Source organism: Streptomyces sp. NPDC090032 (genome assembly GCF_044748025.1).
GTDB lineage: Bacteria > Actinomycetota > Actinomycetes > Streptomycetales > Streptomycetaceae > Streptomyces.
Window position 1 is genome coordinate 223,709 of record NZ_JBIVFF010000013.1, and the last position, 24,723, is coordinate 248,431.

Annotated in this window: 23 protein-coding genes; 16 read left to right on the forward strand and 7 right to left on the reverse strand. The window is 71.5% G+C overall.

Annotation, left to right across the window (positions count from 1 at the left end; all coding sequences use genetic code 11):
• Nucleotides 1-52: 52 nt before the first annotated feature.
• Both ACIPWY_RS30395 and ACIPWY_RS30400 read left to right on the forward strand, forming a co-directional pair.
• A complete protein-coding gene (locus ACIPWY_RS30395) occupies nucleotides 53-916 on the forward strand; it encodes a PHP domain-containing protein (protein WP_362903769.1) in 864 nt (287 codons plus the stop codon).
• A 123-nt stretch (nucleotides 917-1,039) separates the two neighbouring features.
• Nucleotides 1,040-1,645, forward strand: a complete 606-nt coding sequence (locus tag ACIPWY_RS30400) for a MarC family protein (RefSeq protein ID WP_266673862.1) — start codon at nucleotides 1,040-1,042, stop codon at nucleotides 1,643-1,645.
• 147 nt (nucleotides 1,646-1,792) lie between these two features.
• Here ACIPWY_RS30400 and ACIPWY_RS30405 read toward each other — a convergent pair whose 3' ends face one another.
• A complete protein-coding gene (locus tag ACIPWY_RS30405) occupies nucleotides 1,793-1,945 on the reverse strand; it encodes a hypothetical protein (RefSeq protein ID WP_165914635.1) in 153 nt (50 codons plus the stop codon).
• A gap of 263 nt (nucleotides 1,946-2,208) precedes the next feature.
• Between ACIPWY_RS30405 and ACIPWY_RS30410 the strand changes: the two genes are divergently transcribed.
• Nucleotides 2,209-3,108 carry an NYN domain-containing protein gene (locus ACIPWY_RS30410; RefSeq protein ID WP_362903771.1) on the forward strand — a complete coding sequence of 300 codons (900 nt, stop codon included), beginning with the start codon at nucleotides 2,209-2,211 and terminating at the stop codon, nucleotides 3,106-3,108.
• A gap of 15 nt (nucleotides 3,109-3,123) precedes the next feature.
• Here the strand turns inward: ACIPWY_RS30410 and ACIPWY_RS30415 are convergent, their stop codons facing one another.
• Entirely contained in the window at nucleotides 3,124-4,002 is an 879-nt protein-coding gene (locus ACIPWY_RS30415) for an alpha/beta fold hydrolase (RefSeq protein WP_401535857.1), read from the reverse strand.
• Nucleotides 4,003-4,127: 125 nt separating this feature from the next.
• Nucleotides 4,128-6,269, reverse strand: coding sequence for a DEAD/DEAH box helicase (locus ACIPWY_RS30420; RefSeq protein ID WP_401535859.1), 2,142 nt, complete (start codon nucleotides 6,267-6,269; stop codon nucleotides 4,128-4,130).
• Nucleotides 6,270-6,788: 519 nt separating this feature from the next.
• Here ACIPWY_RS30420 and ACIPWY_RS30425 point away from each other — a divergent pair.
• The gene (locus ACIPWY_RS30425) at nucleotides 6,789-7,520 is read left to right on the forward strand and encodes a ferritin-like fold-containing protein (RefSeq protein WP_362903777.1); all 732 of its coding nucleotides are present in this window, start codon (nucleotides 6,789-6,791) and stop codon (nucleotides 7,518-7,520) included.
• A gap of 31 nt (nucleotides 7,521-7,551) precedes the next feature.
• Here ACIPWY_RS30425 and ACIPWY_RS30430 read toward each other — a convergent pair whose 3' ends face one another.
• The 4 genes from ACIPWY_RS30430 to ACIPWY_RS30445 form a co-directional block, all read right to left on the reverse strand.
• Nucleotides 7,552-7,818 (reverse strand): hypothetical protein, encoded by a 267-nt coding sequence (locus tag ACIPWY_RS30430; RefSeq protein ID WP_362903778.1) that lies wholly within the window; start codon nucleotides 7,816-7,818, stop codon nucleotides 7,552-7,554.
• 205 nt (nucleotides 7,819-8,023) lie between these two features.
• Nucleotides 8,024-8,251 carry a DUF3107 domain-containing protein gene (locus ACIPWY_RS30435; RefSeq protein WP_362903779.1) on the reverse strand — a complete coding sequence of 76 codons (228 nt, stop codon included), beginning with the start codon at nucleotides 8,249-8,251 and terminating at the stop codon, nucleotides 8,024-8,026.
• Nucleotides 8,252-8,425: 174 nt separating this feature from the next.
• Entirely contained in the window at nucleotides 8,426-9,067 is a 642-nt protein-coding gene (locus tag ACIPWY_RS30440) for a TetR/AcrR family transcriptional regulator (RefSeq protein WP_362903781.1), read from the reverse strand.
• Between the two features lie 143 nt (nucleotides 9,068-9,210).
• Entirely contained in the window at nucleotides 9,211-9,429 is a 219-nt protein-coding gene (locus ACIPWY_RS30445; protein ID WP_362903782.1) for a hypothetical protein, read from the reverse strand.
• Between the two features lie 148 nt (nucleotides 9,430-9,577).
• Between ACIPWY_RS30445 and ACIPWY_RS30450 the strand changes: the two genes are divergently transcribed.
• The 12 genes from ACIPWY_RS30450 to moeZ all read left to right on the forward strand — a co-directional run bounded on the left by ACIPWY_RS30450 (nucleotide 9,578) and on the right by moeZ (nucleotide 24,684).
• A complete protein-coding gene (locus ACIPWY_RS30450) occupies nucleotides 9,578-10,597 on the forward strand; it encodes an alpha/beta fold hydrolase (protein WP_393703642.1) in 1,020 nt (339 codons plus the stop codon).
• A complete protein-coding gene (locus ACIPWY_RS30455) occupies nucleotides 10,584-12,140 on the forward strand; it encodes a DUF3152 domain-containing protein (protein ID WP_401535863.1) in 1,557 nt (518 codons plus the stop codon). The genes ACIPWY_RS30450 and ACIPWY_RS30455 overlap by 14 nt, the downstream gene beginning before the upstream one ends.
• Before the next feature lie 56 nt (nucleotides 12,141-12,196).
• Entirely contained in the window at nucleotides 12,197-12,289 is a 93-nt protein-coding gene (locus tag ACIPWY_RS30460; protein WP_362903788.1) for an Ms4533A family Cys-rich leader peptide, read from the forward strand.
• Nucleotides 12,290-12,472: 183 nt separating this feature from the next.
• Nucleotides 12,473-14,191, forward strand: coding sequence for an ABC transporter substrate-binding protein (locus ACIPWY_RS30465; RefSeq protein WP_401535865.1), 1,719 nt, complete (start codon nucleotides 12,473-12,475; stop codon nucleotides 14,189-14,191).
• Between the two features lie 4 nt (nucleotides 14,192-14,195).
• Nucleotides 14,196-15,194 (forward strand): ABC transporter permease, encoded by a 999-nt coding sequence (locus ACIPWY_RS30470; protein WP_401535867.1) that lies wholly within the window; start codon nucleotides 14,196-14,198, stop codon nucleotides 15,192-15,194.
• Nucleotides 15,191-16,180, forward strand: a complete 990-nt coding sequence (locus ACIPWY_RS30475; RefSeq protein WP_362903794.1) for an ABC transporter permease — start codon at nucleotides 15,191-15,193, stop codon at nucleotides 16,178-16,180. Before ACIPWY_RS30470 ends, ACIPWY_RS30475 begins: the two co-directional genes overlap by 4 nt.
• Nucleotides 16,177-17,754, forward strand: coding sequence for a dipeptide ABC transporter ATP-binding protein (locus ACIPWY_RS30480; protein WP_401535869.1), 1,578 nt, complete (start codon nucleotides 16,177-16,179; stop codon nucleotides 17,752-17,754). The genes ACIPWY_RS30475 and ACIPWY_RS30480 overlap by 4 nt, the downstream gene beginning before the upstream one ends.
• A gap of 188 nt (nucleotides 17,755-17,942) precedes the next feature.
• On the forward strand, nucleotides 17,943-19,826 hold the full coding sequence (locus ACIPWY_RS30485) for a DUF3492 domain-containing protein (protein ID WP_401535871.1): 1,884 nt from the start codon (nucleotides 17,943-17,945) through the stop codon (nucleotides 19,824-19,826).
• 491 nt (nucleotides 19,827-20,317) lie between these two features.
• Nucleotides 20,318-21,532, forward strand: coding sequence for a hypothetical protein (locus ACIPWY_RS30490; protein ID WP_401535873.1), 1,215 nt, complete (start codon nucleotides 20,318-20,320; stop codon nucleotides 21,530-21,532).
• Nucleotides 21,533-21,745: 213 nt separating this feature from the next.
• A complete protein-coding gene (locus ACIPWY_RS30495) occupies nucleotides 21,746-22,705 on the forward strand; it encodes an NAD-dependent epimerase/dehydratase family protein (protein ID WP_383886924.1) in 960 nt (319 codons plus the stop codon).
• Nucleotides 22,693-23,442, forward strand: a complete 750-nt coding sequence (locus ACIPWY_RS30500; protein WP_362903804.1) for a spherulation-specific family 4 protein — start codon at nucleotides 22,693-22,695, stop codon at nucleotides 23,440-23,442. The genes ACIPWY_RS30495 and ACIPWY_RS30500 overlap by 13 nt, the downstream gene beginning before the upstream one ends.
• Nucleotides 23,443-23,505: 63 nt before the next feature.
• A complete protein-coding gene (gene moeZ, locus ACIPWY_RS30505; protein WP_362903993.1) occupies nucleotides 23,506-24,684 on the forward strand; it encodes an adenylyltransferase/sulfurtransferase MoeZ in 1,179 nt (392 codons plus the stop codon).
• The last annotated feature ends 39 nt before the right edge of the window (nucleotides 24,685-24,723 follow it).

Consider the following 24,723-nt stretch of genomic DNA (forward strand, 5'->3'; position numbering starts at 1 on the left):
CCCGTTATCCTTGAGCGTCCCCTTCCGTCCGTTCAGAGCCTGGAGTACGCGCGTGCGCATCGATCTGCACACCCACTCCACCGCCTCCGACGGCACGGACACCCCGGCCGAGCTGGTCCGTAACGCGGCCGCAGCCGGTCTGGACGTCGTCGCGCTCACCGATCACGACACGAGCCGCGGGTACGCGCAGGCCACGGCCGCGCTGCCGGCCGGACTCACGCTCGTCACCGGCGCCGAACTCTCCTGCCGCCTCGACGGCGTGGGCCTGCACATGCTGGCCTACCTCTTCGACCCGGACGAGCCCGAGCTGCTGAGCGAGCGCGAGCTCGTACGGGACGACCGGGTGCCGCGCGCGCAGGGCATGGTCGCCAGGCTCCAGGGCCTCGGCGTGCCCGTGACCTGGGAGCAGGTCGCCCGCATCGCCGGCGACGGGTCCGTCGGCCGCCCGCACGTCGCGGAGGCCCTCGTCGAACTCGGCGTCGTCGCATCCGTCTCCGACGCCTTCACGCCCGACTGGCTCGCCGACGGCGGCCGCGCGTACGTCGGCAAGCACGAACTCGACCCCTTCGACGCGATCCGCCTGGTCAAGGCCGCGGGCGGGGTCACCGTCTTCGCGCACCCGGCGGCCGTCAAGCGCGGACAGGTCGTGCCCGAGTCGGCGATAGCGGACCTCGCGGCGGCCGGACTCGACGGCATCGAGACCGACCACATGGACCACGATCCGGCCACGCGGGCCCGCCTGCGCGGCCTCGCCGCCGACCTCGGCCTCCTGGCCACGGGCTCTTCCGACTACCACGGCAGCCGGAAGACCTGCGTACTCGGCGAGTTCACCACCGACCCCGAGGTGTACGGGGAAATCACGCGCCGGGCCACCGGGGCGTTTCCCGTACCCGGCGCCGGCGGAACCGCCGCGTAACCCGCGCCCTGCCGCGATCCGGCGGGCCGCCTCCTTCATGCCCCGGTGCGGGCTCACGCACCGCACTCCCACGCACGACGCGTCCCGGCTGATCCCGTGGACCCCACTCGCAAGGCCACACCCGTGTTTGATGTCGCTGTCTTCGGATCCCTTTTTCTCACGCTATTCGTGATTATGGACCCCCCTGGGATCACCCCGATCTTCCTCGCGCTCACCGCGGGCCGGCCCGCCAAGGTGCAGAAGAGGATGGCGTTCCAGGCCGTCTGTGTCGCCTTCGGCGTCATCGCGGTCTTCGGCCTCCTGGGCCACCAGATCCTCGACTACCTGCATGTCTCCGTCCCCGCGCTCATGATCGCGGGCGGGCTGCTGCTGCTCCTCATCGCGCTCGACCTGCTCACCGGCAAGACCGACGAGCCGAAGCAGACCAAGGACGTGAACGTCGCGCTCGTGCCGCTCGGCATGCCGCTGCTCGCGGGCCCCGGTGCGATCGTGTCCGTGATCCTCGCCGTGCAGAAGGCGGACAGTGCCGCGACGCAGGTGTCGGTGTGGATGGCGATCGTCGCCATCCATGTCGTCCTGTGGTTCGTGATGCGCTACTCGCTGCTGATCATCCGCGTGATCAAGGACGGCGGCGTGGTCCTGGTGACGCGCCTCGCGGGCATGATGCTCTCCGCGATCGCGGTGCAGCAGATCATCAACGGCGTGACCCAGGTGATCCAGGGCTCCTGACGCCGAACCCTCTGCCGCCGAGTCCCCGCCTCGCGCACGCAAAAGAGCCCCCGTACGGATCCCGTACGGAGGCTCTGAAGCGTATTCAGCGTGTTATTCGATCACGAACGGTGTATAGCGAACGGTGTATCAGGAGTCGTCGTCGCGTTACGAGGCCGGCGACTCGGCCGGGCGGATGTAGAGGCGCTGCCCTATGGCAGCCGCCTGCTGAACGATCCGGTTGACGGAGGCGGCGTCCACGACGGTGCTGTCCACGGCGGTTCCGTCGACATCGTCGAGTCGCATGATTTCGAAGCGCATAACCGCTTCTCCCTTCGTCTGGTCATCCTCCTGGAGGAGAACTACTGGTACGGGACAACAGTCTTGCCCCGCCGTACGGCCAGGCGGTTGCCTGACCGTTAAGAGTGGATTGCGTGCCTTCACTACCCCGCGTTCTGTAAGACTCAACGAGTTGCCCCTGGCAAACATTCCCTACGCTAAGGAAATTTTTCGCGAGGCTAATTACCCGCGGGTACTGGGAGCGGTTGTGTTCGCAGCGTGACGGCCGGGACAATGGGCCGCATATGAACGACGACCTGACGGCCATCCGCGCGGAGCTGGACCGTACGAACGAGCTGCTCAAGCGCGTGCTCGCCGAAGTGGCCAAGACCCCGTCCACGCACGCGATCTTCGTGGACGCCGGATACCTCTACGCCGCCGCGGGCCGCCTCGTCTCCGGGACCGAGGACCGCAGGGCCTTCGACCTGGACGCCGAAGGGATCGTCGACGCCCTCATCGACAAGGCCCGCACGATCTTCGCGGACAGCCGGCTGCTGCGCGTCTACTGGTACGACGGCGCCCGGCGCCGCATCCACACGAACGAACAGCAGTCGATCGCCGAACTGCCCGACGTCAAGGTCAGGCTCGGCAACCTCAACGCCCACAACCAGCAGAAGGGCGTCGACTCCCTGATCCGCACGGACCTCGAGTCGCTCGCCCGGCACCGCGCCATCAGCGACGCCGCGCTCATCGGCGGGGACGAGGACCTCGTCTCCGCGGTCGAGGCCGCGCAGGGCTACGGCGCACGCGTCCACCTGTGGGGCATCGAGGCGCCGGAGGGCCGCAACCAGGCGGACCCGCTCCTGTGGGAGGTCGACAGCCAGCGCACCTTCGACCTGGCGTTCTTCAAGCCGTACGTGTCCCGGCGCACCGCCACGGCGACGTACGAGAACGCGGGCACGCCCCGTCCCTCACGGGACGACGTGCGCTTCGTCGGCGCGCAGGTGGCCGCCAAGTGGCTCGCCGCGCGCGGCAGGGAGTCGCTGGTGGAGCTGCTGCCGGGGTACCCGTATCTGCCCGGCCCCGTCGACCAGGAACTGCTCGTCGAGGCGGAGGCGCTGCTGCAGCACTCGCTGCGCGGGCAGTCCGACCTGCGGCGCGCCCTGCGGGACGGCTTCTGGAGCCACCTCCAGGCGCAGTTCTAGGGCCGCGCCCTCCGGCTAGACGACGGGCGGGTGCAGGTCCCAGAACTCGGCCAGGGCCGCCGCGGTCTCCTGGGGGCGGTCCGTGTTCGGGGAGTGCTCCGCGCCCGCGATGACGGTCCTGCGCGCCGAGAGGCGTACGGCCATCGAATCGAGGAGCTGCACCGGCCAGGTGTCGTCGCGCTCGCCCGAGAGCACGTGCTTGGGCAGCCGGACGGCCGCCAGTTCATCGACCAGATCGGGTTCCGTGCACAACTGCCGGCCGGTCGCGATGAGCTGCGCCGGGCTGTTGAGCAGCCACCGGTGCCGCAGGGCGCGTGCGTCATCCGCGCCCGCTCCGGGGGCGTCCGTCTCCTCCGGTGCGTCGAGCGCCTGTATCGCGTCCCACACCTGCGCCATGTCGAGCACGGCGAGCGCGTCCCGCAGCAGCTTGACGCGCTCCTGCTGCGAGGGCGAGATCTGGGCCGGCCCAGAGGACATGAGGGTGAGCGAGGTGAACGGCGTCGCGTCGATCAGCACGGCGGCCCGCGCGATCTGGCCGCCGAGCGAATGCCCCACCAGATGCAGCGGCGTCCCGTCGTCCACGGCAGCCGCCTGCGCGAGTACATCGCGCGCCAACTCCCTCTGTGCGTAAGGGGATTCGTCGTCCAGCGGCCCCGTCGACTCGTACTGGCCGCGGCCGTCCACGGCGACCGTGCGGTAGCCGGCGGCGGCGAGCGGCACGTGCAGGGCGATGAAGTCCTCCTTGCTGCCGGTGAACCCGGGCAGCAGGAGCGCGGTGCCGGTGTGCCCGGCCTCCCGCGGACCGGCGCTGATGGCGGCGAAGTCGCCGCGCTCGGTCGAAAGGGCGTGGGCGACGGTGCCGGGCGGCGGGACGAATGCGGGAGGCCGACTCATGCGACGAGGCTAACCGCAGTGCCGCCGCGGGTCATTCGGGGCGGGGGCTCTTCGTGACCGTCGAACGCCGATGGCCCGGCCCCGCTTTCGCGGGCGCCGGGCCATCGGGTGTTACGTGGTCCTGCTCAGCTCTCCGTCGGCTCCGCGGCCTTGCGCGTGCGGCGGCGGGGCTTGGCGGGCGCCTCCTCGGCGGTCGCGTCGGCGGCGGCCTTGGGGGCCGCGGCCTTGCGCGTGCGCTTCGGCTTCGTCTCCGTGACCTCGGCGGCCACGTCGGCGGTCGCCTTGGGGGCGGCGGCCTTACGGGTGCGCTTCGGCTTGGCCTCCGCGGGTGCCTCGACGGCCTCGACCGTGTCCACCACGGCCTGTGCTGCCTTGCGGGTGCGGCGGCGCGGCTTGGTCTCGGCCTCCTCGGCGGCGACCTCCTCGGCGGCCACCTTGGGGGCGGCGGCCTTGCGGGTGCGCTTCGGCTTGGTCTCCGCGACCTCGGTCGCCTCGACGGTGTCCGCCACGGCCTCGGCCTTGGGCGCCGCCTTACGGGTGCGCTTGGGCTTCGTCTCCGCGGGCGCCTCGACCGACTCGACAGCCTCGACCGTGTCCACGACGGCCTCCGCCGCCTTGCGGGTGCGGCGTCGCGGCCTCGGGACCGTCGCCTCGGCGGTCTCGGCGGTCTCGGCGACCTCCTCGGCGGCCACCTTGGGGGCGGCGGCCTTGCGGGTGCGCTTCGGCTTGGTCTCCGCGACCTCCGTCGACTCGACCGTGTCGGCGACAGCCTCGGCCGTCGCGACGGGGGCGGTCTCGACGACGGCCTCCGCAGCGGCGCCCGCACGGGTACGGCGGCGACGACGCGGCGAACGGGGCTCGACCACCGTGGCGTCCGCGGCCTCGGGGGCGGCGACCGCCCCGGCCGGAGCCGTCCTCGGCTCGTTCACCGTCGGTGCGGCCACCGGCTCGCCGTTACGGATACGGCGACGGCGACGCGGCGTCGTACGCGCCGCACGCGGCTCACGCTCGCGCTCCTCGACGGGGGCCGGAGCGGCCGTACGGCCACCACGGCCGCCGCGCCCGCCACGGCCACCGGTCTCGCCGAGGTCCTCGACCTCTTCGGCGGCAAGGCCGGCCCGGGTGCGCTCGGCGCGCGGCAGCACGCCCTTCGTGCCGGCCGGGATGTTCAGCTCCTCGTACAGGTGCGGAGACGACGAGTACGTCTCGACCGGGTCGGGGAACTTCAGGTCCAGCGCCTTGTTGATCAGCTGCCAGCGCGGGATGTCGTCCCAGTCGACCAGCGTGATCGCAATGCCCTTGGCGCCCGCACGGCCCGTACGGCCGATGCGGTGCAGGTACGTCTTCTCGTCCTCGGGGGACTGGTAATTGATGACGTGCGTCACACCCTCGACGTCGATGCCGCGAGCGGCGACGTCGGTGCAGACGAGCACGTCCACCTTGCCGTTGCGGAACGCCCGCAGGGCCTGCTCACGCGCGCCCTGGCCGAGGTCTCCGTGGACGGCGCCGGACGCGAAACCGCGCTTCTGCAGCTGGTCGGCGATGTCGGCGGCGGTCCGCTTGGTGCGGCAGAAGATCATCGCGAGCCCGCGGCCGTCGGCCTGCAGGATGCGCGCGACCATCTCCGGCTTGTCCATGTTGTGCGCTCGGTAGACGTGCTGCGAGGTGTTCGCGACCGTCGCGCCCTCGCCGTCGGGCGACGTGGCGCGGATGTGCGTCGGCTGCGACATGTAGCGACGGGCCAGGCCGATGACGGCGCCCGGCATCGTCGCGGAGAACAGCATGGTCTGCCGCTTCGCCGGAAGCATGTTGATGATCTTCTCGACGTCGGGCAGGAAGCCCAGGTCGAGCATCTCGTCGGCCTCGTCGAGGACGAGGGACTTGATGTGCTTCAGGTTGAGCTTCTTCTGGCCCGCGAGGTCGAGGAGACGGCCCGGGGTGCCGACGACGACGTCGATGCCCTTCTTGAGGGCCTCGACCTGCGGCTCGTAGGCACGGCCGCCGTATATGGCGAGGACGCGCACGTTGCGCACCTTGCCGGCGGTCAGCAGGTCGTTCGTGACCTGCTGGCACAGCTCACGGGTGGGGACGACGACGAGCGCCTGCGGGGCGTCGGTCAGCTGCTCGGGGCGCGCCCGGCCCGCCTCGACGTCCGCGGGGACGGTGACGCGCTCGAGGAGCGGAAGCCCGAAGCCGAGCGTCTTGCCGGTGCCGGTCTTGGCCTGGCCGATGACGTCGGTGCCGGAGAGCGCTACGGGGAGCGTCATCTCCTGGATCGGAAAGGGGGTGATGATGCCGACGGCCTCAAGGGCTTCGGCGGTCTCGGGAAGGATCCCGAGCTCTCGGAACGTGGAAAGCTGCTGCGTAGTCAGGGTGTTGCCTCTTCTGTGAGACGCGGTGCGAGGCGAACGCGGGGGTCGTGACCGTGCCGATTGATCGCCGGTCGCCAGCGAGAGGCGGGCGGGCCGGGTGACGCGGGACCACTGCCGACGCTCGAGCGCTCGTACCGCTGAGGGATTCCCTCCTCTTGCCGTACGTCGTGTGACGTACCGCCCGGAGGGCTGTCGGGTCGGAGCCGATCGGGCCACCGACCGGGCATCCTCATTCATGAGGCCCGTCGAAACGCGCACAAACAGACATGTGAAAGTGCTGCTCGTACCCGGCGGGCTCTTTACCACCATACCCCGGAATCGCGCATGTGCGATGGCCGAATTCGTCACGTAGTCGTCGTCACAGTCCTTGACCAGGGACTTCCGTGCGGCGGTCGGCGGGCTATTGTGCGCTTCATGGAGACGCCCGACACCGCCGCAGCCGCCGAACCCACCGGAATCGCCGCCCAGGACTGGGCGAAGGCATCCGTCGACCCCCATTACCGCGCAGCGGTGGTGGATCTGCTCGGCGCACTCGCGTACGGAGAGCTGGCCGCCTTCGAGCGGCTCGCCGAGGACGCGAAGCTGGCGCCGACGCTCGGCGACAAGGCCGAGCTCGCGAAGATGGCGTCCGCCGAATTCCACCACTTCGAGCAGCTGCACGACCGGCTCTCGGCGATCGGCGTCGAGCCGACCGACGCGATGGAGCCCTTCGTCGCCGCACTCGACGGCTTCCACAAGCAGACCGCGCCGTCGGACTGGCTGGAAGGCCTGGTCAAGGCGTACGTCGGCGACTCGATCGCCAGTGACTTCTACCGCGAGGTCGCCGCGCGGCTCGACTCGGACACCCGCTCACTCGTCCTCGCCGTGCTCGACGACACCGGGCACGCCAGCTTCGCCGTGGAGAAGGTGCGGGCCGCGATCGAGGCGGACCCGCGCGTGGGCGGGCGGCTCGCGCTGTGGGCCCGACGTCTGATGGGCGAGGCGCTCTCGCAGTCGCAGCGGGTCGTCGCCGACCGGGACGCCCTGTCGACGATGCTCGTCGGCGGCGTGGCCGACGGCTTCGACCTCGCGGAGGTCGGCCGGATGTTCTCGCGGATCACCGAGGCGCACACCAAGCGGATGGCCGCGCTGGGGCTCGCGGCCTGAGGCCGCGTCACCACCGGTCGGCGGCGCCGGGCTAGGCCGGCGCCGACCGGCGGACCCTGGCAGCGGGGCGGAGCAGCAGCGACAGGAACGCCACGCCCACGACGACCGCTCCACCGAGGGTGGCGAGGGCGTGGCCGGAGCCGAGCGCGGTGTGCGTCAGAAATGCCCCGAAGAGCGCACCCGCGACTCCTGTCGGCAGAACGAGCGCCCGGGACGGAAGCCGGCGGGGCAGGCGGACAGTCGCGGCCCAGGCGAGGCCGAAGCCGAGCAGGGCGGAGCCGAGCGCTTCCAGGAGCATTGTGTGGGGTCCCTCCCGCATGTGGCCGTGGTGCAAATCGGTCTTGACCGGTGTACCCCCAGGCCGCGGAATGCAATCCTCCCCGTATGGGTCCGCTGTGCTCGAGCTGTGAAGGCCGGGGCCTCGCGGACAGGCACGGGAAAGGCCCGGTGGCAGCTGCCACCGGGCCTTTCCCGTATGTCTTCCGTACTCCGTGCGCGTGGCTCTACAGCGGGCCGAAGCCCACCTTGCGCACCGCCGGCTCACCGATCTCCACGTACGCCAGGCGCTCGGCCGGCACCAGGACCTTGCGGCCGTGCTCGTCCTCGAGAGTCAGCAGCTGCGCATTGCCGGACAGTGCCTCGGACACCGCGCTCTCGATTTCCTCGGCGGTCTGGCCGCTCTCCAGAACGATCTCGCGGGGCGTGTGCTGCACGCCGATCTTGACCTCCACGGCCTTGTCCCTCCGACGATCCGTGATGTGCGCGGACGACCGCGCCGTACCCAGCACACATTAGCCCGGTGAGGGGACGTACCCGGCGTCCACGGTGCACGCCAGGAGCGAACAAGACCGTGAACAGGCGCGCCCGCCGCGGGTCGTCGGTGTTGTCAGTGGTTGACAGTGTCGTCAGTGGTTGTCGCTGCCGTGCAGCGGGAAGCCGGCGATGCCGCGCCAGGCCAGGGACGTCAGGAGCTGCACGGCCTTGTCGCGCGGGATCGTCGACCGGCTGGAGAGCCAGTAGCGCGCCACGACCTGCGATACGCCGCCCAGGCCGACGGCGAGCAGCATCGACTCGTCCTTCGACAGGCCGGTGTCCTCGGCGATCACGTCGGAGATCGCCTCCGCACACTGCAGGCTGACGCGGTCCACCCGCTCACGTACCGCGGGCTCGTTCGTCAGGTCCGACTCGAAGACCAGCCGGAACGCGCCGCCCTCGTCCTCCACGTAGGCGAAGTACGCGTCCATCGTGGCCGCGACCCGCTGCTTGTTGTCGGACGTGGAGGCCAGCGCCGTGCGCACGGCCAGCAGGAGCGCCTCGCAGTGCTGGTCGAGCAGAGCCAGGTAGAGGTCGAGCTTGCCGGGGAAGTGCTGGTAGAGCACCGGCTTGCTGACGCCCGCGCGCTCTGCGATGTCGTCCATGGCCGCCGCGTGATAGCCCTGCGCGACGAATACCTCCTGGGCCGCGCCCAGGAGCTGGTTACGTCGGGCACGGCGCGGCAGGCGCGTGCCCCGAGGGCGCGCTGCCTCTGTCTGCTCGATGGCTGTCACGCCGCCTCCCAAGATTGTCCGTTGCGGTATGCGCCGCTTCGCCATCGTACTTTTCGGTAACCGTGGTGTGCGCGCTGCGAACGCACAATTTCACGGACCGGACAGCTATGGAAACCGTCCGCATGCGGGCAAATACGGGCAGGTCACCGATAGTCGTCCTCGTCCAGATCCACTACGCGGGCCTGTTCGGCGCGGTCCGCCTCGTTCGCCGCGTCCGGGTCCGCGTCCTGCGGAGGGTCCTCCCGGTGCGGTGACAGCTCCGTGAGCTGCTCGGCCGCGTCCGCCTCAGGGGCCTCGACGCCGAACTCCGCGTCATCCTCCTGCGCCTCGAATGTGTCGGGGTCGGATGGGTCGACCGTCATGGCGGCTCCCTTCCCTCATGTGTCCTTGTACGTCCTCATGTGGGCGGGTGCCCAGATCCGAGCGTAGGAGACACGGGAACAGGGCGCGATGCGATCTGTGACGGCGAACACACGATTCAGTACGTGATCGTCTCGTAACATATCCCGCATGTCTTCGACCGAGTCGCCGCGTGTGCCTGCCGCTGTCGCGGCCGTGGCGCCCAGGCCGGCCACCGTCAGAGTTGCGGAGGGCGAGCGGCTCGGCTCGGTCGGCCTTCCGGGCCTCACGCTCACCATCCGCTCCCGCCCCGGCACCCGCGAGGGGCTGCCGCCCGCGCTGTACGTGCACGGCCTCGGCGGCTCCTCCCAGAACTGGTCGGCCCTGATGCCGCTCCTGGAGGACGTCGTCGACGGCGAGGCGCTCGACCTGCCCGGGTTCGGCGACTCGCCGCCGCCGGACGACGGCGACTACTCGGTGACCGGCCATGCGCGCGCCGTCATCCGCCACCTCGACGCGGCGGGCCGCGGGCCCGTCCATCTCGTCGGCAACTCCCTCGGCGGGGCGATCGCCACACGCGTCGCGGCCGCACGGCCCGATCTCGTGCGCACCCTCACGCTCGTGTCGCCCGCGCTGCCCGAGATCCGCGTGCAGCGCACGGCGGTCCCGACCGCGCTGCTGGCCGTACCGGGCGTGGCCTCGCTCTTCACCCGCCTCAGCAGGGACTGGACTGCCGAGCAGCGGGTGCGCGGCGTCACCGCACTCTGTTACGGGGATCCCGACCGGGTCACCCCAGAGGGGTACCAGGCCGCCGTCGAGGAGATGGAGCGGCGGCTTCAACTGCCCTATTTCTGGGACGCGATGGCCCGTTCGGCGCGTGGCGTCGTGAACGCGTACACCCTGGGCGGGCAGCATGGACTGTGGCGTCAGGCCGAACGTGTCCTCGCGCCGACGCTCCTCGTCTACGGTGGACGCGATCAGCTCGTGTCCTACCGGATGGCGGCGCGGGCCGCGCGGACGTTCCGCTCCTCGCGGCTCCTGACCCTGCCGGACGCGGGGCACGTGGCGATGATGGAGTATCCGGAGACAGTGGCCACGGCGATGCGTGAACTCCTCGCCGACGCCGGGGAACTGACCGAGAGCGACGAGACGAGCGGGCGGGGAGCTGAGGCGGCGAGTGGGACGGCATAGCCGCCGGGGGCCGGCACCGGCACCGGCACCGCTGGACGACATGGAGGCGGTCGCGACAGGCCGCGGCCGTCGCCGACGCGGCACCCCCGATGCCCCGCCTCCCGGCACCTCGGGACCCCAGGCCCAGCAGGCCGCTCCGCGGGGACAGGCGCCCCAGAGCCCTGCGCGCGGGCAGGCGCAGCAGGGGCCTTCCCCGTACCGCGACCGAGGCGCCCCGTCGAACGCCGGGCCGGGGCGTGGGTTCTCCGAGGGGACTCCCGCGCACGGTTTTCCGCAGGCGGCTGAGCCGCAGGGGCCCACGTCGCGTGGGTTCTCCGAGGGGACTCCCGCACACGGTTTCCCGCAGGCGGCTGGGCCGCGCGGCTTCCCGGCGCAGGGGACTCCGGCCCATGGGTCGCCCCGTGTGACGCCCTCCCACGAGTTCCCGCAGGGCACGCCCGCGCACGGCGTCCCGCATGTGCGGGGCGGGCATCCTGAGCAGTTCGAGGGCGGTGCCCGGGGTGAGACCCGGATGGGCGTCGGGTATGCGGCCTCGCCGGTCGTGCCGACGTCGCGGAGCAGGCCGCGACAGGACTACGTGGACGCCTTCGCCCCGCCCGCCGGCCCCTCCGATCCGTACGCCGACGTCACCGACTGGGACGGGAAGAGCGGTGAACTCGCCGCGGGTTCCGCCGAGTTCACCGAATCCGCAGAGTCCGTCGACGGCGAGGAAACGGGTGACAAGCGGCGCAAGGGTCGTACGTACACCGGCATCGCGGCCGCCGCCGTGACCACCGTGCTCGCCGTCGTCGTCGCCGGGCACGTCGTCCAGGGGCGCGGCGGCGGGGCCGACGCCCACGCGCAGTCCGCGGGCGGACCCGACGACAAGCGGTCGGCGAATGGGTCGGCGTCGCGCTCGGACAACCGGGTCACCCCCGGAGGCAAGGCGCGGCCCGTCACCCCGCTGACGTACGACCAGAAGATGGGCAAGACGTATCCCCTGTCCGCCAAGCTCAAGGGGTCCGGGAAATTCGGGGCGGTGCCCGGATTCGACAAGGCGCCGGGCAAGGGGGAGAAGTTCCGGTACCGGATCGACGTCGAGAACGGGCTCGGGCTCGACGGCGCGCTTTTCGCGCAGGCCGTGCAGAAGACCCTGAACGACGACCGCAGTTGGGCCCATGACGGCGGCAGGACTTTCGAGCGGATTTCCTCCGGAAAGCCTGACTTCGTGATTACGCTCGCCAGCCCGGGGACCACCGGCGTCTGGTGCGAGAAATCAGGGCTCGACACGACCGAGGACAATGTGTCCTGCGATTCCGCCGCCACCGACCGCGTCATGATCAACGCCTATCGCTGGGCGCAGGGATCGAAGACGTACGGGAACAAGATCCATCTGTACCGGCAGATGCTCATCAATCACGAGGTCGGGCACCGGCTCGGGTTCAATCACGTGACCTGCGCGAAGAACGGTGCCCTGGCGCCCGTCATGCAGCAGCAGACCAAGTTCCTGACCTTCGACGGAATCACCTGCAAGCCCAACCCCTGGGCCTTTCCGGAGAGTTGACCGCAGGCGCCGACCTCACTTTGACATCCGGCGCAAGTTCGTTCATATTTCTCCGCATGCCGCACCGCCACGCATCCTCGCGCACCGCCATTGAGCTCACGCTCATCGGCGTGACCGCGCTGTGCGTCGCCGACGTGCACTGTTGCTGACGCCCGCCCCTGGCGTGCTGCGTCGCATTTAATCTCTCCTTTCCGGTATCCACCCTCTTTCTTCTCAGGGTTTCCGGTTTCTTGGTTTCCGGCTGTCGACGTGCCTCGGGCGAGTTCTGCGCATTTCCCTGCCTGCCCTCTGCTGCCCAGCGCAGCGCACATTCCCCAAGGGGTCGATTTCCGATGCGTCAACCGTCCGTCATAGCGCGCCGCGTGGCCGCCGCGTCCGTCAGCGTGGTCCTCGCCGCGGGCGCCGCCGCCTGCGCCGGACCCAAGGACAGCGGTGCAGGGGGGAGCTCCGACGCCAAGGCGCGCAAGGGCGGCACCCTCACCGTCCTCAACTCCATTCCGCAGTCCGACTTCGACCCGGCGCGGCTCTACACCTCCGGCGGCGGCAACGTCCCCTCGCTCGTCTTCCGCACGCTGACCACCCGCAACCGCGAGGACGGCGCCGCGGGCGCGAAGGTCGTCCCCGACCTCGCCACCGACCTGGGCAAGCCCAGCAAGAACGCGACCGTGTGGACGTACACCCTGAAGAACGGCGTCACCTACGAGGACGGCTCGCCGATCACGGCCGCCGACATCAAGTACGGCATCGAGCGGTCGTTCGCCGCCGAACTCTCGGGCGGAGCACCGTACTTGCGGGACTGGTTGATCGGCGGCGCCGACTACCAGGGCCCCTACAAGGACAAGAAGGGCCTCGACTCGATCGAGACGCCGGACGCGCGGACCATCGTCTTCCACCTGAACAAGCCCGAGGGCGAGTTCCCCTACCTGGCCACGCAGACGCAGTTCGCGCCCGTGCCCAAGGCCAAGGACACCGGCACGAAGTACGAGGAGCACCCCGTCTCGTCCGGCCCCTACAAGGTCGTCAAGAACGAGAACGACGGCGAGCGGCTCGTCCTGGCGCGCAACACCCACTGGTCCGCGACCACCGACGAGGAGCGCAAGGCCTACCCGGACCGGATCGACGTCCGCTCCGGCCTCGACCCGTCCGTCATCAACCAGCGCCTCTCCGCAGGTCAGGGCGCCGACGCCGCCGCCGTCACCACCGACACCAACCTCGGCCCCGCCGAACTCGCCAAGGTCAGCGGCGACAAGAAGCTCGCCGCCCGCGTCGGCACCGGCCACTTCGGCTACACGAACTACATCGCCTTCAACCCGAAGGTGAAGCCGTTCGACAACCCGAAGGTGCGCGAGGCCGTCGCCACCGCCGTCGACCGCTCCTCGGTGATCAACGCGGCCGGCGGCTCCTCGCTCGCCGAGCCCGCCACCACGTACCTGCCGAACCAGAAGTCCTTCGGCTACACCGCGTACGACCACTTCCCGGCCGGTGCCTCGGGCAACGCGAAGAAGGCCAAGGAGCTGCTCAAGGAGGCCGGTTACCAGAAGGGCCTGACCGTCACCCTCACGCACTCCAACGCCAAGGACTTCGAGACCAGCCCGGAGATCGCCACCGCCCTCCAGGACGCCCTGAAGAAGGCCGGTATCACGGTCAAGCTGCAGGGACTTGAGGACAACGACTACAAGGACAAGACGCACAGCGCCAAGAAGGAGCCCGGCTTCTTCCTCGCGCACTGGGGAGCCGACTGGCCCTCCGGCGGCCCCTTCCTCGCCCCGATCTTCGACGGCCGGCAGATCGTCAAGGACGGCGCGAACTTCAACACCGGCTTCCTCAATGACAAGTCCGTCAATGACGAGATCGACTCGATCAACAAGTTGACGGATCTTGACGCCGCCGCCAAGCGCTGGGGTGCACTGGACAAGAAGATCGGGGAGCAGGCGCTGACCGTGCCGCTGTTCCACCCCGTGTACAAGCGCCTGTACGGACCCGACGTCAAGAACATCGTCATCAGCGACTGGACCGGCGTGCTCGACATCTCGCAGGTCTCGGTGAAGTGACGCGATGACCGAGGCACTTGTGGCCTCGGAGATCGCAGGGGCGGGCGCCGTCACGGCGTCCGCCCCCGTCTCCGGAGCCCGTCAGTTCTGGCGGCGCCTGCGCACGCGGCGCGCCGCCCTCGTCGCGGCGGCCGTCGTCGCCCTGCTCGTCCTGATCGCGCTCGGGGCCCCGCTCCTCGCACTGATCGAGGGCCAGGACCCGAACACGTACCACCCCCACCTCATCGACTCCGCGCGCGGCGGCGTACCCGTCGGCCCGCTCGGCGGGGTGAGCGCCGAGCACTGGCTCGGCGTCGAACCACAGACCGGCCGCGATCTGTTCACCCGCCTCGTCTACGGGGCCCGGGTCTCCCTCGGCGTCGCGCTGGCCGCCACCCTCGTGCAGGTCCTGCTCGGCGTCACCGTCGGCATCGCCGCCGGGCTCGGCAACCGCTGGGTCGACCAGATCCTCAGCCGCGCCACCGACGTCATCGTCGCGCTGCCCCTGATGATCCTCGCGCTCGCCCTGATGGCGATCGTGCCCAGCGGCTTCCCGCGGCCCGTCCTCGTCGCCCTGGTCATCGGGCTCGTGGCCTGGGGCGGCACCGCCAAGATCGTGCGCGCCCAGACCATCACGCTCAAGGAACGCGACTTCGTGGCCGCCGCCCGGCTCAGCGGCTGGCCGACCTGGCAGATCGCCCGCCGCGAACTCCTCCCGTCGCTCGCCGCACCCGTCATCACGTACGCGTCCCTGCTCGTCCCGACGAACGTCACCGTCGAGGCGGCCCTCTCGTTCCTCGGCGTCGGCGTCAAACCGCCCACACCCTCCTGGGGACAGATGCTCACCGCCGCCGACGTCTGGTACCAGGCCGCACCGCAGTACCTACTGCTGCCCGCCGGCGCGCTCTTCGTGACCGTGCTCGCGCTCACCGTCCTCGGCGACGGCGTACGCACCGCGCTCGACCCGCGCGCCGCGTCCCGCCTGCGCATCGGCACGGGCCGCAAGCGGGAGGCCCGCGCATGACCGGCTTCCTGCTGCGCAGGGCGATCGGCGCCGCCGTCACCCTCCTCGCCATCTCCGTGATCATCTACGTCGTCTTCTACGCGGCCCCCGGCAACGTCGCCCAGATCAGCTGCGGCCCCCGCTGCTCGCCCGCCCAAGTGCAGCAGGTCGCCGACCAGTTGAGGCTCGACGACCCGCTGTACCTGCGCTACTGGCACTTCCTCCAGGGCATCTTCGCAGGACAGGACTTCTCCACCGGCACCGCGCTCCAGCACTGCGACGCCCCCTGCCTCGGCTTCTCGTACCAGACCGACCAGCAGGTCACGCGGCTGATCCTCACCAAGCTGCCCGCCACCGCCTCGCTCGCCCTCGGCGCCATGGTCCTGTGGCTGATCCTCGGCGTCGGCACCGGCGTCCTGTCCGCCTGGCGGCGCGGCCGTCCCACGGAGCGGATCCTCACCGGCATCACCCTCGCCGGCACGGCCACGCCCGTCTTCGTCATCGGCCTGCTGCTGATGATCGTCGTCTGCGGACAGCTCCAGTGGCTGCCCTTCCCGCAGTACGTGCCCTTCACCGACGACCCCGAACAGTGGGCGTGGAACCTGCTCCTGCCCTGGCTGTCGCTCGCCCTCATCGAGGCCGCCAAATACGCGCGTCTCACCCGCGCCTCCATGCTGGAGACCCTCGCCGAGGACCACGTGCGCACCTTCCGCGCCTACGGGGTCGGCGAGCGCTCCATCATCGGACGGCACGCCCTGCGCGGCGCCGTAGCCCCCGTCATCGCCCTGAACGCCAACGACTTCGGCTCCATGTTCGGCGGCGCCGTACTCAGCGAGACCCTGTTCGGCATCCCCGGCCTCGGCCGCGAACTCGTGCACGCCGTCAACGTCGTCGACCTCCCGGTCGTCGTCGGCATGGTCCTCGTCACCGGCTTCTTCGTCGTACTCGCCAATGCCGTCGCGGACGTCCTGTACGCGGTGGCCGACCGACGGGTGGTCCTGTCATGAGCCTCGTCGAAGTGGACGCCCTCACCGTCGAGTTCGGGGACCTGCGGGCCGTCGACACGCTCTCCTTCCGCCTGGAGGAGGGCGCCGCGCTCGGTGTCGTCGGCGAGTCCGGATCCGGCAAGAGCACCGTCGCCTCCGCGCTCCTCGGCCTCCACCGGGGGACCGGCGCCCGCGTCACCGGGTCCGTGCGGATCGCCGGCACCGACGTGCAGGAAGCCGACGACGAGGCGCTGCGGCGGCTGCGGGGCGGGACCGCCGCGATGGTCTTCCAGGACCCGCTGTCCTCCCTCGACCCGTACTACGCCGTCGGCGACCAGATCGCCGAGGTGTACCGCGTGCACTCCAAGGCGTCCCGGCGCGCCGCACGCGCGCGTGCCGTGGAAGTGCTCGACCGGGTCGGCATCCCCGACGCCGTACGCCGCGCGCGCTCACGCCCCCACGAGTTCAGCGGCGGCATGCGCCAGCGCGCCCTGATCGCCATGGCCCTGGCCTGCGAACCCGCCCTCCTCGTCGCCGACGAACCGACGACCGCCCTCGACGTCACCGTCCAGGCCCAGATCCTCGACCTGCTGCACGGACTGCGCCAGGAGACCGGCATGGGCCTCATCCTCGTCACCCATGACGTGGGCGTCGCCGCCGAGAGCGTCGACGACGTCCTCGTGATGCGGCACGGCCGCGCCGTCGAACGCGGAGCCGTCGCCGACGTCCTCGGCTCGCCCTCCGCCGCGTACACGAAGGAACTGCTCGGAGCCGTGCCCCGCGTCGACGCGCCGCAGCCGCCGCGCGCGGACACGTCGGGCGACGTCCTGCTCGAAGCGGCCGACCTGCGACGGGAGTTCGGGCGCGGCAAGCGCGCCGTCACCGCCGTCGACGGGGTGTCCCTGACCGTGCGCCGGGGCGAGACCCTCGGGATCGTCGGCGAGAGCGGCAGCGGCAAGACGACGCTCGGGCGGATGCTTGTCGGGCTCCTCGAACCGACGTCCGGGCAGGTGCTCCTTTCAGGGGCGCGCGCCGACACGGGCGTGCAGATGGTGTTCCAGGACCCCGTCTCCTCCCTCAACCCCCGCCGCAGCGTGGGGGAGTCCGTCGCCGACCCGCTGCGGGCACGCGGCGACACGGAGGTGCGCGGCCGGGTCGAGGAACTCCTGGAGCGCGTCGGGCTCGACCCGGCGCACTACGGCCGCTATCCGCACGAGTTCAGCGGCGGCCAGCGCCAGCGCGTCGGGATCGCCCGCGCGCTCGCCGCCGAGCCGCGCATCATCGTGTGCGACGAAGCGGTCTCCGCCCTCGACGTCACGACCCAGGCCCAGGTCACCGGCCTGCTGCGGGAACTCCAGGACGAGCTGGGCCTCGCCCTCGTCTTCATCGCCCACGACCTCGCCGTCGTCCGTCAGGTCAGCGACCGGGTCGCGGTCATGCGCAAGGGACGCGTCGTCGAATACGGCACCGTGGACGAGGTCTACGACGCGCCGCAGGACCCGTACACCCGGCAGCTGCTCGCCGCCGTGCCGGCGCTCGATCCGGCCGTCGCCGCGCGGCGACGCACCGCCCGCAGGGAGCTGGCCGCAGCATGACACTCCGTGACTGAATGAGCGTGTAGCGCGACGGAACGCTACCCGCACGGGAAAGTTACGGCCGTTCACCCCTTTTGGTGGCGTGATGGACAACCGTCCATCACGCCACCGGCATGTCCGCATACGTTCGTCCCGCTGAGCCACCGGCCCAACGGCGGCTCCTCGGACGGGAGATCGGGGGTGTACTCGTGCGCATCGGACTGCTTACGGAGGGTGGCTATCCGTATGTGAGCGGTGAGGCCAGACTCTGGTGCGACCGGCTCGTGCGCGGGCTCGAGCAGCACGAGTTCGACCTCTACGCGCTCAGCCGCAGCCAGGACCAGGAGGACCGCGGCTGGATCGAACTGCCTCCGCAAGTCAGCCGGGTGCGCACCGCGCCGATGTGGACCGCCGACGACGACGGCATCAGCCACGGACGCCGCAGCAGGCGACGCTTCGCCGACGCGTACGCGGAGCTGGCGGCGGCCGTCTGCACCGGGGCTTCCCCCGACACCGCCGGCCTCGCGGGCGCACCCGCCGACGCCTCCAGCACCGAGGCGGACCGTTTCGGCAACGCGCTGTACACGCTCGCAGAACTCGCCCGCGACGAAGGCGGACTCGTCGGCGCCCTGCGCTCCGAGACCGCCGTGCGCACGCTGGAGCGCGCCTGCCGCGCACCGGGCGCCCTGCGCGCGGCCCGCGCCGCCCGGGTCCCCGACCTCCTCGCCGTCGCCGGACACATCGAACGCGCCCTGCGCCCGCTCTCCCTCGACTGGTACGGCGACGACGGCCTCGGCTCGGTCGACCTGTGCCACGCCACCTCCGGCGGCCCGGCCGCCCTGCCCGGACTCGTCGCCCACCACTTCTCCGGCGTCCCCCTCCTCGTCACGGAGTACGGAGTACAGCTGCGGGCCCACTACATCGCGGCCGGCGACGCCGAACTGAGCGCCCCCGTACGGGCGATGCTCGCCGCCTTCCACGGCCGCCTCGCCGCCGAGACCTACCGGCAGGCCGCGATCATCACCCCCGGCAACACGCACGCCCGGCGCTGGCAGGAGCGGTGCGGCGCCGACCGCGCCAAACTGCGCACCGTCCACCCGGGCATGGAGGCCTCCCGCTTCGCCGAGATCGGGGAGCGCGAGGAGCCGGGGGAGCCCGGCACCCTGGTCTGGGTCGGCCGCATCGAACCCTCCAAGGACCTCATCTCCCTCCTCCACGCCTTCGCGGAGATCCGCAAGGAAGAGCCCAAGGCCCGCCTGCGCCTGGTCGGCGCACCAGCCGAAGGACCCGAAGCCGCGGCGTACCTCGCCCACTGCAAGGCCCTCGCCGCCCAGCTCTTCCCGGACGAGGCGGACGGCGCCCACGCGATGGGCGACAACCCCGTCTCGTTCGAGGAGATCGGCGGGCCCGAGACACCCGACCTCGCGGACGCGTACGCCGCCGGGAGCGTCGTCGTCCTGTCGAGCATCGTCGAGGGGTTTCCCATCAGTCTCGTCGAGGCGATGTTCTGCGGACGCGCGACGGTCTCGACCGACGCGGGCGCCGTCGTCGAGGTCATCGGCGGCACCGGCCTGGTGGTCCCGCCGCGCAACCCGCGGGCGCTCGCCGAGGCGTGTGTGTCGCTGCTGCGTGACCCGGGGCGCCGTGAGCGCCTCGGCGCGGCCGCGCGGGCACGAGCGCTCGAACTCTTCACCGTCGAGCAGAACATCACGGCATTTCACGGCATTTACCTGGAGATCGTTTCCCACTGCCCCGTGCGCCGTGAACCCGTGGACGACGCGGGCGAACCCCTGCCCTTCGCCAACCCTCCCGAGGCCCATGTACCGGGCCGCTGGACCGCACCGACGAGCGAGTCGGGCGGGAGCTTCGGGACGTGGCTTGCGGGGCGGGCTGCCTCTGGAGGTGCGCCTAGCTGGGCGGAGACGGACGGGGCGGATGGAGAGGGCGGGGCGGACGGCTCGGGGGGCGGCTTCGGTCCGGGTGGGGGAGCCGGCTCGGGCGGAGCCGCTGGTTCGGGCGGTGGCGGGGAGCGGCCGGCCGGTGAGCACGGGCAGTTGGCCGGGGCGTTTCCCGGTGGGGAGGGGGGCGCGTGAGCGGGCACGGGTTGGGCGAGGCGGTCGTGGGTGCGGCGGGCTTGGACGCGCCGCAGGTGCCGGGCGGCGCGGACGCGTGGGGCACGGGATCGCAGGAGGCGTTGGGGGAGCGTGGGCCTGGGCCTGGGGCTGAGTGTGTGTCTGGGGCTGGAGCTGAGTGGGTCACGGGGCTCGAGTCGGGTGCTGTGTCGGTTACGGGGCTGAGGTCCGCTCATGAGTCGGGTACGGGGTCGGGCGCAGAGTCGGTGGCGGGGACGGACGGCGAGCCGGAAACGGAGCGGCGTGCGGAGTCGGAATCGGAGTCGGCGTCGGAGTCGGAGCGTCGTGTGGCGTCGGATCCGGCGTTGGGATCGGAGCGGCGTGTGGCGTCGGGTCCGGAGTCGACGTCGGAATCGGAGCGGCGTGCGGAGCCGGGAGCGGAGTTGGAGCCGGAGCCTGATCCCGGGCCCCTGGAACGTGGGCTCGACCCCGCCCCCGCCGACGAAGCGCTCGTGAACGAACCCGCGGCCTGGCGCGCCGGTGCCGCCTCCGCCTCCGCGTCGACGGGCAGCCCGTTCCCCGATACATCCCCTGCCTCCCCCTCCGCCCACCACACCAGCCCCGCCAAAGGCGACGAGGCCACCGGCGGCAGCCGTCGCCGGACCGGCGTGGACCCCGTGAAAGCCCTGATGCACCGGCACCGCGAGCTGTGCGAGCGCGCCGTGGACCCCCTGGAGATCGCCGCGGGACTCGAGGCCCACGGCGTCACCGACCGGACCGCCGCCCGCTTCCGGCACCGCGACGTCTTCTCGCTCGCCGAAGAGATGTACGCGCGCGTGCCCCGCGACAGCGGCAACGAACCGGAAACCCGGCGCACCGAACCCGACACGCCGCGCGGCCGGCGCCCGGTCTGGGCCGCCCTCGCGCTGCTGCCCGGCACGCTGGGCGCCCTCACCCTCGTAGGACTGCACTTCACCGACGGACGGCTGCGGCTCGCGGTCGGGGCCGGCGGCGTGCTCGCCGTCTACGCCGCACTCCGCGCGGCCCTGAGCCGGGGCCCGCTGCGCGCCACCGCCCACACCGTGCCCGCCGCGCGCGCCTGGACCTGCTGGCTCCTCGCCTACGCCCTCCTCGGCGACGGACTCCTGAGCGCGGCCGTCGCGGGCGGCCCCGACGAGGCCTGGCCCCCCGCCACCGCCCCCCTCCTCGCGCTCGCCTTCGCCGTCGCGCCCGGTGCCTGGTGCACCCAGCTCTTCGCCGCCGCAGCCCGGCGCAGGCTCGCCTCCAGCCGGGGCCTCGACGAGTTCGCCGCCTCCGCGCGCCCCCTCCTCCTCGCCGTCTTCGCCCTCTTCCTGTGCGCGCTGTGCATCCTCATCGGGGTGGCCGCCGCCGTACTCGGACAGGACGCCGCATACGCCGGCGCCGGAACGCTCGGCGCACTCCTGCTGCTCGCCCGCCTGCTCACGGCGCACGGCCGCACCCACGCCCCCGCCGTCGTCCTGGGCGCCGCCGCCGCGGCCGAGACGATCGCCGTCGCCACGGTGTTCGCCGGCCGGGTCCCCGGCTGCGGCTTCCTCGCCGTCCCCGTAGAGACGGCCACAGAGGCCTGGGGGCCCGGCACCGTGCCCGCCCTGGCCTGCGGCGCCGCCGCGCTCACCCTCCTCGTCCACGCGGCCCGCACCCTCACCCGGGCCTCCGCCCACGCGCCCACGGACACCACTCCGTGACCGCGCCCGACGCCGTACGACCACACGAAGCGGCCCGCCGGCCGCTCCCCTCCCGCGGGGCCGACACCGCGGGCCTTCCGAAGACCCACGGCAACACCCCTAAGGAGAATGCGAGATGACCACCCCTCCCCCCGGAGGCCCCGGACCATCCGGTCACCCCGGGCGTCCAGGACTTCCCGGAGAACTCGGAAAGCTCACCCGGGGAGCCGCCCGATGAGGGTGCTGCTGATCGGAGCCAACGGATATCTCGGCCGCTTCGTCGCCGACCGCCTCCTCGCCGACCCCGCCGTGCAGCTCACCGCACTCGGCCGGGGGGACGACGCGGACGTACGGTTCGACCTCGCCACCGGAAGCCCGGGCGCACTGACCCGCTTCCTCGACGCGGTCCACCCCGGAGTCGTCATCAACTGCGCGGGAGCCACCCGCGGCGGCGCCCGCGACCTCACCCGGCACAACACCGTCGCCGTCGCCACCATCTGCGAGGCCCTGCGGCGCAGCGGCTGCGGCGCCCGCCTCGTCCAGATCGGCTGCGGCGCCGAGTACGGGCCCTCACAGCCCGGCTCCTCCACCGCCGAGGACGCCGTACCGCGGCCCGGCGGACCGTACGGAGTGAGCAAGCTCGCCGCGACGGAACTCGTCCTCGGCTCCGGCCTCGACGCCGTCGTCCTGCGCGTGTTCTCCCCGGCCGGACCCGGCACCCCCGCCGGCTCACCGCTCGGCCGCCTCGCCGAGGCCATGCGCCGTGCCATGCAGTCCGGCGACGGCGAACTCAAACTCGGCGGACTCGGCGCGCAGCGCGACTTCATCGACGTACGCGACGTGGCCCGCGCCGTCCACGCGGCTTCGCTCTCCGCCGCGCAGGGCGTCATCAACATCGGCTCGGGCCGCGCCGTCCGCCTGCGGGACGCGGCGTCCGTACTCGCCCGTGTCGCCGGCTTCGGCGGTGCGCTCCACGAGCTCGACACACCCGGCGGCCCCGTCCGCCCGACGCTCGGCCACCCCCGCTCCGACCCGGACCACCTGGCACCCGCCGCGTACCCGTACCCGGACGGCTGTGGCAGCTGGCAGCAGGCAGATGTGCGCACCGCACGCGACCGGCTCGGCTGGCGGCCCCGCATCAACCTCGAGGAATCACTCGCCGACATCTGGATGGAAGCGGCATGCCGTATCTGACCCCCACCGCCCCCGGGACCGCGAGCACCGACATACGGCTCGGCTTCGGCATCCCCGGCTACGCACACCCCCTCATGGCGCCCGTCGAATGGGCCGAACTGACTCGCCCCGGCGCCCCCTTGCACTGGGTCGTCCTGAACGTCGCGGGCGGACCCGGGGCCCGCCCCGACCAGCACTGCCTCGAAGCCACGGGCAGGCTGCGCAACCGGGAGGTACGGGTCCTCGGGCACCTCGATCTCACCTACGGCGCCCGCTCGTTCGGCGAGGTCGTCTCCGACGCCCACCGCTATCTCGACTGGTACCGCGTCGACGGGTTCTCCCTCGACCGCTGCCCGACCGAGCGGGCCGCCCTCCCCGAGGTCCGCCGCATCGTCGCCACGCTGCGCGCCCTGTGCGAGGACGCCCACATCGTCCTCGGCCACGGCACGCACCCGTACCCGGGATACGCCGAGACCGCCGACCAGTTGGTGACCTTCTCCGGGCCGTGGAGCGACTACCGCTGGTCCCAGGTCGCCGAGTGGACCGCCGACTACCCGCCCGAGCGCTTCTGCCACTTCGTGCACGGGGTGCCCCGCGGGCACCTCGACGAGGCGCTGCGCATCGCCCGCTGGCAGGGCGCGGGGACGATCTACTTCACCGACCGCACGGACCGCGGCGGCGCGGCCGACCCCTGGGAGGCCATGCCCGGGTACTGGGACGACATCGTCTCGCGGGTCGGAACGGGTGTCTCGGAATGAAGGGGGGCGTGGCAGTGTTGACGCAAGAACCACTGTTCGGAAATGACGATCAACGGAGCCCCCGTGTCGCTGCCACCCCTGGTAGAGCCAGCTGCTGAGCTCACCGTAGACGAGGTCCGCAGGTACTCCCGCCACCTGATCATCCCCGATGTCGGGATGGACGGGCAGAAGCGGCTGAAGAACGCCAAGGTGCTCGCCGTGGGCGCCGGCGGCCTCGGCTCGCCGGCGCTCATGTACCTGGCCGCGGCCGGTGTGGGCACGCTCGGCATCGTCGAGTTCGACGAGGTCGACGAGTCGAACCTGCAGCGCCAGATCATCCACAGCCAGGCCGACATCGGCCGCTCCAAGGCCGAGTCCGCGAAGGACTCCGTCCTCGGCATCAACCCGTACGTGAACGTGATCCTCCACGAAGAGCGGCTCGAGGCCGAGAACGTGATGGACATTTTCAGCCAGTACGACCTGATCGTCGACGGCACGGACAACTTCGCGACCCGCTACCTGGTCAACGACGCGTGCGTGCTGCTCGACAAGCCGTACGTGTGGGGTTCGATCTACCGCTTCGACGGCCAGGCCTCGGTCTTCTGGTCCGAGCACGGCCCGTGCTACCGCTGCCTCTACCCGGAGCCCCCGCCCCCCGGCATGGTCCCCTCCTGCGCCGAGGGCGGCGTCCTGGGCGTGCTGTGCGCGTCCATCGGCTCCATCCAGGTCACCGAGGCGATCAAGCTCCTCGCGGGTATCGGCGAGCCGCTCGTCGGCCGCCTGATGATCTACGACGCCCTGGAGATGCAGTACCGCCAGGTCAAGGTCCGCAAGGACCCCGACTGCGCGGTCTGCGGACCGAACGCGACCGTCACCGAGCTCATCGACTACGAGGCCTTCTGCGGCGTCGTGTCCGAGGAGGCCCAGGAGGCGGCGGCCGGCTCGACGATCACTCCCAAGCAGCTCAAGGAGTGGATCGACGACGGCGAGAACATCGAGATCATCGACGTCCGCGAGCCGAACGAGTACGAGATCGTCTCGATCCCCGGCGCCCGGCTGATCCCGAAGAACGAGTTCCTCATGGGCACCGCCCTGGAGAGCCTCCCGCAGGACAAGAAGATCGTCTTGCACTGCAAGACGGGTGTCCGCAGTGCGGAAGTCCTCGCCGTCCTGAAGTCCGCGGGCTTCAGCGACGCCGTGCACGTCGGCGGCGGCGTGATCGGCTGGGTCAACCAGATCGAGCCCGAGAAGCCGGTCTACTAGACCGCCCGCCGGCCCGCGCGGCCGGTCAGTGGGCAGCTT